At 72.2% G+C, this 13,568-nt stretch carries 12 protein-coding genes; 5 read left to right on the top strand and 7 right to left on the bottom strand.

The features are described 5' to 3' along the window. Positions 1-104 precede the first annotated feature (104 nt). Complete coding sequence (locus SD460_RS43390; RefSeq protein ID WP_290060437.1) at positions 105-851, top strand: DeoR/GlpR family DNA-binding transcription regulator; 747 nt, start codon at positions 105-107, stop codon at positions 849-851. Beyond that, the gene (locus SD460_RS43385) at positions 848-2,131 is read left to right on the top strand and encodes a 6-phospho-beta-glucosidase (protein WP_290060438.1); all 1,284 of its coding nucleotides are present in this window, start codon (positions 848-850) and stop codon (positions 2,129-2,131) included. Before SD460_RS43390 ends, SD460_RS43385 begins: the two co-directional genes overlap by 4 nt. Here SD460_RS43385 and SD460_RS43380 read toward each other — a convergent pair. Further along, on the bottom strand, positions 2,128-2,856 hold the full coding sequence (locus SD460_RS43380; RefSeq protein ID WP_290060439.1) for a nucleotidyltransferase domain-containing protein: 729 nt from the start codon (positions 2,854-2,856) through the stop codon (positions 2,128-2,130). The genes SD460_RS43385 and SD460_RS43380 overlap by 4 nt on opposite strands. 9 nt (positions 2,857-2,865) lie before the next feature. Continuing rightward, complete coding sequence (locus SD460_RS43375) at positions 2,866-3,570, bottom strand: SDR family NAD(P)-dependent oxidoreductase (RefSeq protein ID WP_290060444.1); 705 nt, start codon at positions 3,568-3,570, stop codon at positions 2,866-2,868. A 228-nt stretch (positions 3,571-3,798) separates the two neighbouring features. On the opposite strand from SD460_RS43375, the gene kstD reads away from it, so the two are divergent. Further along, positions 3,799-5,529, top strand: a complete 1,731-nt coding sequence (gene kstD, locus SD460_RS43370) for a 3-oxosteroid 1-dehydrogenase (protein ID WP_290060440.1) — start codon at positions 3,799-3,801, stop codon at positions 5,527-5,529. Here kstD and SD460_RS43365 read toward each other — a convergent pair. The 4 genes from SD460_RS43365 to SD460_RS43350 form a co-directional block, all read right to left on the bottom strand. Next, on the bottom strand, positions 5,526-6,554 hold the full coding sequence (locus SD460_RS43365) for an LLM class flavin-dependent oxidoreductase (RefSeq protein WP_290060441.1): 1,029 nt from the start codon (positions 6,552-6,554) through the stop codon (positions 5,526-5,528). The genes kstD and SD460_RS43365 overlap by 4 nt on opposite strands. 11 nt (positions 6,555-6,565) lie before the next feature. Beyond that, complete coding sequence (locus SD460_RS43360; protein ID WP_290060442.1) at positions 6,566-7,753, bottom strand: Glu/Leu/Phe/Val dehydrogenase dimerization domain-containing protein; 1,188 nt, start codon at positions 7,751-7,753, stop codon at positions 6,566-6,568. Beyond that, positions 7,750-8,331, bottom strand: coding sequence for a TetR/AcrR family transcriptional regulator (locus SD460_RS43355; protein WP_290060443.1), 582 nt, complete (start codon positions 8,329-8,331; stop codon positions 7,750-7,752). Before SD460_RS43355 ends, SD460_RS43360 begins: the two co-directional genes overlap by 4 nt. A gap of 923 nt (positions 8,332-9,254) precedes the next feature. Then, a complete protein-coding gene (locus SD460_RS43350; protein WP_318307658.1) occupies positions 9,255-10,952 on the bottom strand; it encodes a TIGR03086 family metal-binding protein in 1,698 nt (565 codons plus the stop codon). A gap of 86 nt (positions 10,953-11,038) precedes the next feature. Here SD460_RS43350 and SD460_RS43345 point away from each other — a divergent pair, with 86 nt between their 5' ends. Next, positions 11,039-11,665: a TetR/AcrR family transcriptional regulator gene (locus tag SD460_RS43345; RefSeq protein ID WP_290060395.1), complete on the top strand. Its 627-nt coding sequence runs from the start codon at positions 11,039-11,041 to the stop codon at positions 11,663-11,665. Positions 11,666-11,839: 174 nt separating this feature from the next. Beyond that, positions 11,840-12,667 (top strand): DUF11 domain-containing protein, encoded by an 828-nt coding sequence (locus SD460_RS43340; RefSeq protein WP_318307657.1) that lies wholly within the window; start codon positions 11,840-11,842, stop codon positions 12,665-12,667. A gap of 62 nt (positions 12,668-12,729) precedes the next feature. On the opposite strand, the gene SD460_RS43335 is transcribed toward SD460_RS43340, so the two are convergent. Next, on the bottom strand, positions 12,730-13,479 hold the full coding sequence (locus SD460_RS43335) for a trypsin-like serine peptidase (RefSeq protein ID WP_290060393.1): 750 nt from the start codon (positions 13,477-13,479) through the stop codon (positions 12,730-12,732). Between the last annotated feature and the right edge of the window lie 89 nt (positions 13,480-13,568).

Genomic DNA, 13,568 nt, shown 5'->3' with positions numbered 1-13,568 from the left:
GTTCGCGCAACTGTGCGCACGAGAGTGCGTCAACCACGCAGATTTCGCAAGATCTGCGCGTTCTTGGCCAAGAACTGAGCAAGGTTGACTGCTATGGTCGCCGGATGTTGCCCCAGCGTCGCCACGAGCTGATCCTGCGGGCCCTCCGCGCGGAGGGGCCGGCGCCGGTCGGCGTGCTGGCCGAGCGGCTCGGGGTCAGCCACGCCACCGTGCGCCGCGACCTGGTGCGGCTCGATCGCGAAGGCCGGCTGACCCGGGTGCACGGCGGCGCCGTGGCGGCGGACGGCGACGGCGGGCCGTACGCGCCCGCGGCCGAGCACGCCGACGAGAAGGAGGCCGTCGCCCGGCGCGCGGCCGCGCTGGTCGCCGACGGCGACACGGTGCTCCTCGACGTCGGGACCACCGCGCACCGGCTGGCGCGGCACCTGCGCGACCGCGCGCTGACCGTGATCACCAGCAGCCTCGCGGTCTACGAAGAGCTGAAGGACGCCGACGACGTCGAGCTCGTCCTGCTCGGCGGCGTCGTCCGGCGCGGGCAGCACTCGATGGTGGGGTTCCTGACCGAGGACGCGCTGCGCCAGGTGCGGGCCGGCACGGTCTTCCTCGGCACGAGCGGCGTCCGCTGCGACGGCCACGTGATGGACTCGACGGTGGTCGAGGTGCCGGTCAAGCGCGCGATGGTCGCCGCGGCGGACCGGGTGGTGCTGCTGGCCGACGCCGGCAAGTTCCCCGGGACGGGGCTGGCGAAGGTTTGCGGGCCGGACGCGCTCGACATCGTCGTCACCAGCGCCGGGGCCGACGAACCGACCTGCGCCGCACTGGCCGACGCCGGGGTCGAGGTGCTCCGGTGAGGCTCGCGATCCTGGGCGGCGGCGGGTTCCGCGTACCGCTGGTGCACGGCGCGCTGCTGCGCGACGGCGGCATCACGGACCTGGTGCTGCACGACGTCGACGCCGGGCGGCTCGCCGCGATCGAACGGGTCCTCGCCGAACAGGCCGAGGGCGTGGCCGGCGCGCCGCGGGTGCGGGTGACGACCGACCTCGCCGACGCACTGTCCGATGTGGACTTCGTGTTCTCCGCCATCCGCGTCGGCGGCCTGCGGGGTCGTCGGCTGGATGAGCAGCTCGCGCAGGCGGAAGGCGTGCTGGGCCAGGAAACCGTCGGTGCGGGCGGGATCGCCTACGGCCTTCGGACGGTCCCGGTGGCGGTCGAGCTGGCGCGGCTGATCGGCGAGCTGGCGCCGCGCGCGTGGGTCATCAACTTCACCAACCCGGCCGGGATGGTCACCGAAGCGATGGCCGCGCACCTCGGCGGCCGCGTGCTCGGCATCTGCGACTCGCCGGTGGGGCTGTGCCGCCGCGTCGCCGGCGCGCTCGGCGTCGACCCGGCGACGGCGTGGTTCGACTACGCGGGTCTGAACCACCTGGGCTGGCTGCGCGCGGTGCGCGTGGGCGGCGAGGATGTGCTGCCGCGGCTGCTCGCCGACACCGGAGCGCTGGAGTCGTTCGAGGAGGGGAAGCTCTTCGGCGCTTCCTGGCTGCGTGCTTTGGGTGCTGTGCCGAACGAATACCTGCACTACTACTACTTCGCGCGCGAGGCGGCCGCGTCGCCGGCGTCGCGGGGTGCGCTTCTCCTGGAGCAGCAACGGGATTTCTACGCGGAGCCGTCGCTGACGTCGTGGGACCGCACGCGCTTGGAGCGCGAAGCGACTTATATGGCCGAAACACGCGAGGGCGAGCGTGACGACCTCGAAGGCGGCGGGTACGAGAACGTCGCGCTGGCGCTGATGCGCGCCATCGCGCTGGGGGAACGCGCGAACCTGATCCTCAACGTGCGCAACGGATCCGCGCTCCCGGGCGTGCCACCGGACGCGGTCGTCGAGGTCCCGTGCGTCGTCGACGCGAACGGCGCCCGCCCGCTCGCGGTTTCGCCGCTGCCGGGGCATGCGCTGGGCCTGGTGACCGCGATCAAGGCCGTCGAGCGAGCGACGATCGAGGCGGCGACGACGGGTTCGCGTGAGGCGGCGCTGCGGGCGTTCGCCCTGCACCCGCTGATCGACTCGGTTTCGGTGGCGCGGCGGCTGCTCGACGCGTACGCCGCCGCGCACCCGGAACTCGGTTACCTGGCCTAGGAAGTCAGCCGGCGCAGCAGCGGGGCGAGACGGCGGCCCAGCGCGGCGTCGACCCGGCCGACCTCGCCGATGAGGAGTTCGGTGACGGCGTGGAAGGCCCGGCCGAGGTCGTCGAGGCCGCGGGCGAGGGTGGCTTCGAACGGCCGGGTGACGCTCGCGGGCAGCTGGTCGAGGCCCCGGCCTTCGACCGCGGGCAGGCCGTGCCGCAGACAGGCGAGCGCGAGCGCGTACTCCCGGACCCGGCCGACCATGTACTCGGCCTGCCACCCGCGGCCGCGCGCGAGGCTCGACCGCGCGTGCAGGGCGTGCAGCCAGGCCAGGTCGATCAGCCGGCGCGCGTCCGGCGGCGGCGTCGGCTCCCGCTCGTTCGCGGTGCCGAACAGCAGCCGGAACTTCGGCGACGTCGCGCCGAAGTCCTCCGCCGGCCAGAATGCCAAATCGACCTGCAGCGTGCTGCCGAGGAGGAACACGCGGAACGTGGTCCGCTCGAACCCGACGTCCATGTGGTGCGCCGCGCCGTGTTCGGCGTACATCCGCGCGGTGAAGTCCGCGAGCACCGGCTCGGGATCGCCGGTGACGGCGAACGCGAGGTCGATGTCCGACCAGGCGTCTTCGGCGTCGAGCGCGGCCGAGCCGGTGAGCGCGGCGCCGGTGACGCGCTCGTCCGACCGGGCCGCCTCGACCAGTGCATCGCGGAGCGAAGTCCGTTCCCCAGTGGTGAACACCGCCCCAGGCTAGACCGCGGCCATCGCGTTGAACTCCGCTTCGGCTTCGTCGCGCTCGACGTGCAGCGACCACGCCTGGTCGGCGATGTCGTCCGGGTTCAGCGTTCCCGGGGTGAAGCCGTGGTCCTGCGAGGTGAACACGCGGTGGATGTCGCCGCGCTCGATGAGGCCGCCGATGGTGAGGGTGCCGGCGTAGACGCCCTTTTCGCGCAGGGCCGCGTGCAGGGTCAGGACGTACATGCGCAGCGCCGCCGAGGCCGGGGCGAGGGTGCCGAGCATCGGCATCGGGTGCTTGCCGCTGAGGCCGCCGGCGAAGAGCAGGGTGCCCGAGCCGCGCTCGATCATCCCTGGCAGCACCGACTTCACGAGGTTCGCGGCCGGGAGCAGGAACGCCTCGAACGGTGCGCGCAGGTCGTCGGGGCCGGCTTCGGGGAGTGGGGTGATGCCGGGGCCGGCCGTCGCGTCGGCCGGCCCGAAGTACACCGCGTCGATCTCGCCGGCGTCGGCCGTGATCCGGACGAGGACGTCGCGCAGCTGGGCTTCGTCGGTGACGTCGGCGGTGTAGGTGTGCGTGGTGATCCCGGGCAGGGCCCCGCGGTACGCGTCGTGGCGCGTGGCGGTGCGGGAAACCAGCGCTGTCGTAAAGCCTTCGCGGCCGAAGCGGCTGGCGATCGACAGGCCGAGCCCGGGGCCGACGCCCAGGACGGCGATCACTTTCGGCAAGGGAACCTCCTTGGGGAGAAACTTGAGACTGGTCTCAAGTTATCCATAAGTTGAGTCGGTCGTCAACTTCGCTCCGGGCGTGCGGCGAATGCCGTCATGGGTTGGGATCACTGGCCGAACGCCGGGCTGCACGGCTGCTCCAAGCGGGTAGAACATGTTCCAGTTTCGGGGGCGTGCCGACACGATGACCATCGCTGTTCCGCGATCGAGGAGTGCGCCATGGATGCCGACCTGACCCGCCGCCAGATCCTGCGCGGCACCGCGGCGGGCGTGGGTCTCGCGGCGACGTCCGCGCTCGCCTCGCCCTCGTCCGCGAGTGCGGCGCAGGTGGGCGAGTACGACGTCGTCGTGGTCGGGTCCGGTGCCGCGGGCATGACCGCCGCGCTGACGGCCGCCAAGCGCGGGCTGAGCGTCGTCGTGCTCGAGAAGGCGCCGACGTTCGGCGGTTCCGCGGCCCGCTCCGGCGCCGGCATCTGGATCCCGAACAACCCCGTGCTGCTCGCCGCCGGCGTGCCCGACACGCCGGCGAAAGCCGCGCAGTACCTCGCCGCCGTCGTCGGGCCGGACGTGCCGGCCGCGCGCCAGGAAGCCTTCCTGCACAACGGACCCGCGATGATTTCGTTCGTGCTGGCCAACAGCCCGCTGCGGTTCCGGTTCATGGACGGCTACAGCGACTACTACCCGGAGCTCCCGGGCGGCCTGCCGAACGGCCGCTCGATCGAGCCGGACCAGTTCGACGGCAACCTCCTCGGCGCGGAGCTGGCGCACCTGAACCCGCCCTACCTGGCGACGCCTGCCGGGATGGTCGTGTTCAGCGCCGACTACAAGTGGCTCAACCTCGCCGCGGTGAACGCCAAGGGGGCCGCGGTCGCCGCCGCCTGCCTGGCCCGCGGCACAGCCGCCGCGATCGCCGGGCAGAAGCCGCTCACCATGGGGCAGTCGCTGGCCGCCGGGCTGCGGGCCGGGCTGCTCGCGGCGAACGTGCCGGTGTGGCTGAACACCCCGCTCGTCGACCTGAACATCGAAGCCGGCGCGGTGACGGGGGTTCTGACACCGCAGGGGCTGGTGCGGGCGCGGCGCGGCGTGATCGTCGGCTCGGGCGGGTTCGAGCACAACGCCGGGATGCGCGCGCAGTACCAGCGCCAGCCGATCAGTACGGATTGGACGGTCGGCGCGAGGGAGAACACCGGCGACGGCATCCGGGCCGGGCAGCGCGCCGGCGCCGCGCTCGACCTGATGGAGGACGCGTGGTGGGGCCCGGCCATCCCGGTGCCCGGCGACCCGTACTTCTGCCTGGCCGAGCGCACGCTGCCCGGCGGCCTGCTGGTGAACCAGTCCGGGCAGCGGTTCGTCAACGAAGCCGCGCCCTACAGCGACGTCGTGCACACCATGTACGACAAGAACCCGGCGGCGCCCGACATCCCCGCGTGGCTCGTCGTCGACCAGAACTACCGGAACAAGTACCTGTTCCGCGACATCCTGCCGCTGCTGCCGTTCCCGGACGCCTGGTACAGCGCCGGTGCGGTGTTCAAGGCGTCGACCATCCAGGGCCTCGGCACGCAGATCGGCGTGCCGCCGGCCGCGTTGAAGTCCACTGTGGACCGGTTCAACAGCCTCGCCCGGTCCGGTGTGGACACCGACTTCCACCGCGGCGCGAGCGCGTACGACCACTACTACACGGACCCGCTGGTGCTGCCCAACTCCTGTCTCGCGCCGCTGTGGGCGCCGCCGTACTACGCGTTGCGGATCGTCCCCGGCGACCTCGGCACGAAGGGCGGCATGCGCACGGACGCCCGGGCGCGCGTGCTGCGCCCGGACGGCACGGTGATCCCCGGCCTGTACGCGGCCGGCAACGCGAGCGCCGCGGTGATGGGCCACAGCTACGCCGGCGCGGGCTCGACCATCGGCCCGGCGATGACGTTCGGCTACATCGCCGCGAACGACGTCTAGAACTCCTTTTCCACCAACGGGAGCACCTCGGTGCCGAGCAGCTCGATGGCCTTCATGACCTCGGCGTGCGGGACGCCGGACCAGTCCATCTGCATCGCGTAGCGGTCCGCGCCGGTCAGCTTGCCGACCTCGATCAGCCGCTCGGCGATCTCCGGCGGGCTGCCGACGAACAACGCCTGCGCGCCGGCGGCGTACTGGTCGTACTCGGCGCGGGTCGGGACCGCCCAGCCGCGGGCGCGGGCGCCGTACTTCATCGTTTCGAGCCAGTACGGGTAGAACGTTTCCTTGGCGTCCTGCGAATTCGGCGCGAGGAAGCCGATCGCGCCCATGGTGACGTGCAGGTCTTCGCGCTGGTGCTCCCCGGCCTCACCGGCCTGGCGGTAGAGGTCGACGAGCGGAGCGAAGCGCTCGGGACGGCCGCCGATCACGGCGTACACCACGGGCAGGCCGAGCAGCCCGGCGCGGATCGACGACTCGGGGTTGCCGCCGGTGCCGACCGAGATGCGCAGGCGCCTGCCGTACGGGCGGGGCAGGATCCGCGCGTTCTCCAGCGGCGGGCGGAACTTGCCGGACCAGGTCAGCGGGTCCTCGCGGTCGATGCGCAGCAGCAGCGCGAGCTTCTCTTCGAAGAGCTCGTCGTAGTCGCCGAGGTCGTTGCCGAACAGCGGGAACGACTCGGTGAACGACCCGCGCCCGGCGAGCAGCTCGGCGCGGCCGTGGCTGAGCTGGTCGAGCGTGGTGAACTGCTGGTAGAGGCGGACCGGGTCCTCGGTGCTCAGGACGGTCACCGCGGAGCTCAGCGTGATCTGGTTCGTGACGCTCGCCGCGGCGGCCAGCACGGTGCCCGGGTTCGAGATCGCGTACTGGTCGAGGTGGTGCTCGCCGAGGCCGTAGAAGCCGAGGCCCAGCTCGTCGGCGAGTTTGATCCGCTCGAGGGTGTTGGCCAGCGTCTCCGCGACGGACGGCTGCGCGCCGGTCTGCGGGTCCGGCGCGCGGTCGCCGAAGCTGTAGATGCCGAGTTTCATACAACGCTCAACTACTTGGCGGCCGGATTCGTTCCCTCGCCGTACCGGGCCTGGATGGCCTCGAGATTCCGTTCGGAAAGCCGCAAGGCGGCGGCGCGCAGGCTCGAACCGTCCAGGGCGGCGCCCTCGAACACGGCGGTGACCAGCTCGCTCATGCGGCCGCGGACCTTCGCGAAGGCCTCGACGGCGTCCGCGCCGACGTCGCCGAAGAGTGTCCACCACCACCAGGAGTTGGTGGCCGAGTTGGCCACGAAGTCCGGGACCACCGGGATGCCCCGGGCGGCCAGTAGTTCTTCGGCGTCCGCGGTGACCGGCATGTTCGCGGCTTCGACGACGAGCTTCGCGCCGATCTTGGCCTGGTTGTCGGCGTCGACGCAGTAGGAGATCGCGGCCGGCACGAGCACCTCGGCGGGCACGTCCAGCCACGCTTCCGGCGGCAGGAGCTCATCGCCGGGCCCGAGGTGGTCGCGGTCGATCCCGCCGAAGCGGTCACGGTGCCGCAGCAGGTTCTCGACGTCGAGCCCGCCGGGGTTGGCGACGACCCCGCGGACGTCCGAGACCCCGACGACCGGCAGCCCGGCCTCGGCGAGGAACCGCGCGGTGGCCCCGCCCATCGACCCGAAGCCCTGGACCATGGCGCGACGCGGTCCGGTGTGGTTCAGGAGTTCGAGCCCGGTCAGCGTGGCCTGCGCGACGCCGAGGCCGCCGACCAGCTCGTCGAGCCCCAGCCCGCCGACCTCGATCCGGAAGGCGCCGGCGAGCCGGGCGATCGCGGCTTCGCGGTCTTCGAGCAGCGGGTAGACGGCCTGGACGGGACTGAGCAGCCCGATCTCGGCGAGCACACCGTCGATGACGTCCTGGCGCAGGCCGAGGTCTTCGCCCATCGTCCAGTACCGCTCGATCAGCGGCCGCATGGCGTCGAGGTAGCGGGCGACGACATCGCGGGCGCGCTCGTCGTACGGGTCGAAGTCGATGCCGCCCTTGGCCCCGCCGAGGGGGACGTACCGGCCGGCGGGGTCGTAGTTGAGGCCCTCTTTGAGCGTCATGCCCCGGGCGAGGCCGCGGACTTCGAAGAGGCTGCAGCCGCGGCGCATCCGGAGCCCGCCGCTGGCGACACCCCGCACGAGCCGGTCGATGACCAGGTACCCGCGGCACCCGGTGACGGGATCGGTCCACGCGACTTCGAGCAGGGCGGTCACTTGAGCTCTTTTTCGACGGCCTGCCCGACCCACCGCGCGCAGTCGTCGGCGGTGACGGACCCGGTCTGTGCGACGACTTGGACGGCCAGGCCATCGAGTAAGGAAGTCAGCCGCCAGGCGGCTCCGCGCGGGTCTTCGCACCGGAAGACGCCGGTTTTGACACCCTCGGTGATGAGGGTGACCACGGCGTCCCGCCACCGTTGGTCGAGGCGTTGGAGGACGGCCCGGAGTTCGTGGTCCCGCATAGCGGCGGCTTGCGCTTCGATCCAGAGCTGCCAGTTGTGGCCGGGGTTCGTGGGGCCGTAGAGCGTGAGGACGGCGTGGAGCCGGGTGTCGGCGGGGCCGCCGCGGGCGAGTTCGTCGCGGAGGGTGGCGAGGGCGGTCTCGGTGGCTTGGCGGAAGGCTTCGATGATGAGGGCTTCGAGGGTGCCGAAGTGGTAGAAGATCAGCGCGGTGCTGATGTCGAGGGCTTTGGCTATGTCGGCGGCTCGGACGCCGGCGATGCCGCGGTCGCGGATTTTTTGGAGCGCGGCGACGACGATCTCCTCCCGCCGGACGGCGACCGCCTTGCGCATCATGCGGCTCACCGTACCGAGGGGGCGGGGGTGAGGGGAGGTGACTTAGGAGGGGTTCGGGGTGGGGGCTTTGGGGCGGGGCTGGGGGTAGGCGCGGTGCGTGGGCGGGCTTGGTGGGAGCGGGGCTCGGTGGGTGCGCGGGCGGGCTCGGGGTGAGGGGCTCGGTGGGTGCCCGGGGCGGGCTCGGGGGTGCGGGGCTCGGAGGGCGCGCGGGGGTTGGGTGAAGCGGGCTGAGCTGCCGCTGCGGTGGGGTGGGGCTCTGCCGGGCTGCGGTTGGCTGGAGTCCCGGTGGGCTGGTGCCTAACGGGCTGGCTGGCTCGGCGGTCCCGCGGCCCGGCTGCCGCGGCCCGGCGGGCTCGACTGTGAGGGGCGGTCGCTGTGGGGGCGAGGGCCGGGCTGCTGGGGTCGGTGGGCTTGGGCCGCCGAGGCCGGTGGCTGCAGTGGGCTAGGGCCGCGGGGCGGGGCGGTCGGCCTGCACCGCGGCGCCGGGGGGCTCGGGCGGAGCAGTGCGCTGGCGGGCTTGGGTGGAGGGCTGGTGAGGCTGGTGGGTTCGGGTTGCCGGTGGCGAGCTTGGTGGGTGCCGGTGAGCTGGCGGTTCGGGCTGCCGGGCGATGGGCTTGGGCCGAGGGGCTGAAGAGCGGTGGGGCTGGGGGGCGGGTGAGGGCGGCTGGCCCGGCCGTGGACCGGTGAGGGGGCCGAGGGGTGGTGGGCCACGGGCTGAAGGGCGGTTGGCTTGGGGCAGAGCGCCGGTGAGCCCGGCGGGCTCGGCCGGGGGCGGGTGAAGTGGGTGGGCCGGTCAGAGGGCTTGGGCAGAGGGGCTGGGGCGGAAGGCGCCGGGCAGAGGGGTTGGGGCGGAAGGCGCCGGGAGGAGGGCTGACCGGCGATGCGGCCGGGCCCGCCGGTTTGGCGGGCCCGGGGGGGGCGGGTCAGGCAGTCCACTCCGGGTTGCGGCCCAGGTAGCGCAGGAGGGTCGACGCTGCGTCGGCGTTGGCGGGGCCGGGCAGGGCTGGGGCGTATGCGAAGCCGCGGAGGGGTTCGGCCAGTTGCTTGGCTACCGGGAGGAGGGATGCTGCCAGTTCCTCGGTCAGCGGGGACGGCTGGCCCGATGCCATTGCGATGTCCCAGGCGTGGACTGCTGCGTCCAGGGCTGCCGCACCCACCGCCACCGGGGCCGGGAGGGCTCCCTGGGGGAGAGGGGTCGGGACCGCCGTTGCCTCCGGGCTCACCGTGGCGAAGGCGCCTGCCGATGCGGTCAGGGTCGGCTCCAGGAACGCCGACGGCTTGCCGTCGAGGGTGCCCGAGGGGGAGAACGGGTCGAAGTCCGGGCCGCCCTGGCCCGTGATGAAGGCTGCGTAGCCGAGTTGGTCGCCTGCTGCGTGCTGGAGGACCTGGGTCACGGTCCACTCCGCGCACGGGGTCGGGGCCGACCAGTCCGTCACGCCCTCGATTGCTGCGCGCAGCGCTTCGTGGGACTGGGTCAGGATCGGCCACGGGGTTCCGGGGCGCAGGTCGGCGAAGAACTGGCGGATGTCCGCCACCAGGACCTCCGGGGCTTCGTGCGCCGCGTAGTGGCCGGCCGCGTCTCGGGGGCCTCCTGCGGTTTTCGTTGTGTCGTAGGCGTTCCAGCTCACGATGTTCGCGTGGTCGCGCTCGGCGAAACGGCGGATCGACTGGAAGTCGCCCGTGAACATCGCCAGGGCCGTCGGGACCGTCGTGGGGCCCTCCGGGTGGGCCGTCGTGTGGGCGTCCTCGTAGTAGAACCTGATCGACGAGCCCGCCGTGCCCGTCAGCCAGTACAGCGCCACGTTCGCCACGATGAAGTCCGCGTCCAGGTGCTCGCCGAACAGCTGGGCGTTCCACGCCAGCAGGCCCAGCGGGGAGTCCGCCAGCGCGAACGCCAGCGTGTGCGGCTGCTGGCTGTGCAGCGTGTTGAACGAGAACATGTTCTCGTAGAACCACTGGAGGTGCGCGAGCGCGGCCTGGTCGGCTTCGCTCAGGTCCGCCATCTCCGCCGGGTCGCCGGACGGGAACGAGAACAGCTGCGTCACGTGCACGCCGACGACCTTCTCCGGCGCCAGTCTGCCGATCTCCGGCGAGATCATCGAGCCCGCGTCGTTGCCCGCCGCGCCGTACGACTCGTAGCCCAGCCGGCTCATCAGCTCCGCCCACGCCGCCGCCGTGCGATGGGTGCCCCAGCCCGCCGACTTCGTCGGGCCCGAGAAGCCGAAGCCCGGCAGGGACGGGATCACCAGGTGGAACGCCGGTTCGTCGGCCGACTCCGGTTCGGTCAGCGGGCCGATCACGTCCAGGTACTCCGCGATCGAGCCCGGCCAGCCGTGCGTCAGCACCAGCGGCGTCGCGTCCGGCCGCGACGACCGGACGTGCAGGAAGTGGATGGTCTCGCCGTCGATCTCCGTCAGGAACTGCGGGTACGCGTTGAGCCGCGCCTCGAAGGCCCGCCAGTCGAACTCGCCCAGCCAGTGCTCGGCCAGTGCGCGGACCCGCTCGTTCGTGACGCCGTACGCGGCGGGCAGGTCGTCCGGCCACAGCGCGCCGCGCAGGCGGTTCTGCAGGTCGTCCAGCTGGGACTGGGGGATCTCGGCGCGGAAGGGGCGGACGGTCATGGCTGGCTCCTCGGAGAGTGGAACGGAATGCTTCGTTCCGAACTGTACCAGAGCGGAATGATCCGTTCCAGTGGTAATCTCCTCCCATGCCCGAGCCAGCCCTGCCCGGCCGCCGCGGCCAGGCCGCCCGCAACGACGTCGTCATCCTCGATGCCGCCCGCCAGGTCTTCCTCGTCGACCCGAAGGCGCCGATCTCCCACGTCGCCGACCGCGCCGGCGTCGGCATCAGCGCGCTCTACCGGCGGTACCCGAGCAAGGAGGTGCTGCTCTGCCGGCTCTGCCACGACGGACTCCGCACCTACATCGCCGAGGCCGAGGCCGCCACCGGCGAGCCGGACGGCTGGGCCGCGCTGACCGGGTTCCTCACCCGGGTCGTGGAGGCCGACGTGCACTCGCTGACCGTCCACCTCGCCGGCACCTTCACCCCGACCGCCGAGATGGGCGAAGACGCGCGCCGGGCGGGCGAACTGACCCGGGACCTGGTCGAGCGGGCCCGCGAAACCGGACGGCTGCGCCAGGACGCCGTCGCCGAAGACCTCGGCATGATCCTCGAGTGCTGCGCCGCGATCCGCGTCGAGGACCACGAGCGCACCACGCAGTTGCGGCGGCGGTACCTCGCGCTGCTCGTCGAGGGGCTGGCGGCGGGCGGCCCGGATCTGCCGGGCCCGCCACCGCGCCCGGGTGAGATGAACGGGCGCTGGCGGCCGTCCTGACGGCGGTGCGCGGCGCCGCCGGATGGCGGTAACGAATTGCGGGATCGGGGCGACTGATCAGCGTCGGATGTCCACGAACTCCCGTTTCACCCGTCAGAGCGGCATTCCCCGGATCGGAACAGCGAGATCACGACTATGCAACGAAGCTGGCGACGGACCACGATCCTGTCCTCGGTGGCCGCACTGGCCACGGCGTTTATCGCGATGGCGCCCGCCGCGCAGGCGGCCGAACCCTCGAGCGCTGTCGAAGTCAGCACCACCAGCGTGGTGCCGGGACAGACCTTCACCATCACGCAAACCATTCACAACGACCGCGATTTCACCGTGACTTTCGCCAAGGGTGCCATTTACGGAAACCCGACCGCGATCACCGACGTCGTCGACGTCGTCTCCTGCACCAACACGACCGAGGTCGGCTGCTTCCAGGCCGGCAGCAGCTACCGCGCCGCGTTCGGCGACCTCGCGGCGGGCGGCACGAAGACCACGGTGTGGACCCTGCGCGTCAAGGACACCGCGGCGCCCGGGTCGTTCACGCTGCAGCACCAGTTCGTCGGCGACAACTACGCCTTCGAGACCCTGGACGGCCCGGTCATCACCGTCGGCCAGCCGTCGAGCCAGGCCGACGTCAAGGTCGCGCTCGCCGCGACCGGCCACGGCGGGCTGAACGCGCGCATCGACTACACCGTGACCGTGACGAACACCGGCCCGGGCGCCGCGACCGGGATCCGCGTCGTGGCCACGTACCCGCCGGGCCTGTCCTTCGGCAGCGGCACCGGCTGCGCCCGGGTCGGCACGACGAGGACCGTGAACTGCGACGTCGCTTCGCTGGCCAGCGGTGCTTCGGCGACGACGAAGTTCTCGGCCAACGGCGGCCTGCTCGCGCTCGGCTCGTACACCACGACCGCGCAGCGGACGGCGAGCTCGCCGTCGGATCCCAACCCCGCCAACGACAGCGCGTCGAAGACGTGCTCGGCGCTCACCGGGCTCATCGTGACCTGCTGAGGGTTCGCGAGAGGTGAACCGGGCTCGTGTCCTCCGCCAGGGACGCGGGCCCGGTTCGCGTTTCAGCCCGCGGCCGTGGCGTAGAGCTTCGCGATGTCGTCGTCGAAGTAGGCGCTGTAGGAGACGTCCGGGGTGTCGCCGCCGAGCTGGTAGCCGCCGATGACGCCGATGACCTCGCCGCCGGTCACCCAGGGCCCGCCGCTGGTGCCGTCCGGGAAACCGGGGCAGGCGACCTGCATCTGGTAGGTGTCCGAACGCGTGGTCGTGCCGTCGCAAACGACGGGGGAATCGGTGCTGTCGGGGTAGCCCGTGAGGGTGATCCGGTGGTCGAATCCGCGATTCACGCCGAGCGCGTTCGCGCCGGTGAGGCTTTCCAGGGAAGCCGGATTCCCGGCTTGCTGAACGGTCAGGAACGCGAAATCGAGATCCGGGTCGGCCGACGAAGTCCAGCCGTCCGCAACCGCCGTTCCGGTGACCGTCCACATTCCCAGCGGCGCCACGCCGTCGTGGTAACCGGGTGCGAAAGACATTCCGTCCTGGACGCAGTGCGCGGCGGTCAGCACCAGATCGCCGGTTCCGGAGTGGACGACGCTCGCGGAGCAGAAATGGCTGCCGTTCGCGAACAACGCGCCGACCGGGGAAACGGTCTTCGCGGGAACGGCTTTCTCCGGCGCGGCCGCCGCGAGCGGAGCCGGGGAGCCGGCGGCGTAGGCGTCGTCGGCGGTCGTGTCCGCGCTGACGGCCAAGCCGGTGCTCAGCACCAGCACCGCCGCCGCGGCCAGCGCGGCCGGCCGGAGAACCTTGATCGCCACCCCTCCAGATCACCACACCGCGGCCGGATCGGCAGTGTGCGGAGCCGGATGCACAGCGACCTCACAGCGGCCGCCGGAAAGGCGTTAGC

Origin of the sequence: Amycolatopsis solani, from assembly GCF_033441515.1 — a bacterium.
In the GTDB taxonomy this organism is placed as follows: Bacteria; Actinomycetota; Actinomycetes; order Mycobacteriales; family Pseudonocardiaceae; genus Amycolatopsis; species Amycolatopsis solani.
This window is presented reverse-complemented; position numbering and strand designations above follow the sequence as displayed.